This is a genomic window from Mesorhizobium sp. M2C.T.Ca.TU.002.02.1.1, assembly GCF_003997225.1.
On sequence record NZ_RZTO01001352.1, the window covers coordinates 1 to 852 of the forward strand.

1 protein-coding gene is annotated in these 852 nt (G+C 56.5%); it reads right to left on the reverse strand.

Translation table 11 applies throughout. The features are described from left to right. Window positions 1–139: 139 nt before the first annotated feature. Window positions 140–754: a TetR/AcrR family transcriptional regulator gene (locus tag EOD07_RS36055; RefSeq protein WP_127238486.1), complete on the reverse strand. Its 615-nt coding sequence runs from the start codon at window positions 752–754 to the stop codon at window positions 140–142. Between the last annotated feature and the right edge of the window lie 98 nt (window positions 755–852).

Below are 852 nucleotides of genomic sequence, written 5' to 3' on the forward strand. Positions count from 1 at the left end.
TCCCAATGTATCCGAATGTCGTACCCGGCCATTTTGCAAAGCCCCCTAGCGCAGAAGCTATATAGAGAAACTCTGGTTCCTAATGTCAGAAGAAAAAAAGAGGCAAATCTCGGACGACAGCTGTTCCTGCTTGATCAGATCACAGCCCAATCGCCGCCACCAGCACCCTGTTCTGCCTCCGTATCGCCGCCCTCAGCTCCGGTATCCTCGCCTCATCCCGCTTCACGAACTCGATGAACATCATGTTCATGTTGTTGAAGATCAACTCGCCGACCGCCGATCCGTCTATGTCTGGGCGTACCAGGCCGAGTTCCTGCAATCGTGCGATCAGCGCGCTTATTTGCTTGGTCAGTTCCCGGTCCAGCCCAGTATAGGCCTGGCCGAAGGGGCTGTCGGGCAATTGCGTCGAGATCGCCATTGCCTGACGCCACATCTCCTTGCTGAGATAGTTCAGCGAGTGCTCGATGTAGATGCCGATCAGCGTGTCCAGCGCATCGCCGACATTGGCTGGTGGGCTGGCGACCACCCCTCGCCCGGCATTCAGTACCTCGTTGACTTCCATCGAAACGATGGCGCCGAGGATGTCGCCCTTGTTCTGGTAGTAATTGTAGATCGTGCCGATCGAGACTTCGGCCCGCGCGGCGATCGCCTCGATCTTGGCGCCCTCATAGCCGACCTCGCGAAACAGAGCGGTGGCCGCATCGATGATGCGGCGGTGCCGGTCCGCTTTCTGCCGTTCGCGTAATCCGCTCATATCGGCCTCACTGCCACAAAATCATAATTGGCTCAATTTTAGAATTGGTTCAACGTTTCTTCCAACAAGCCAGCAAGGCAGGGAGAACACTCGATGAC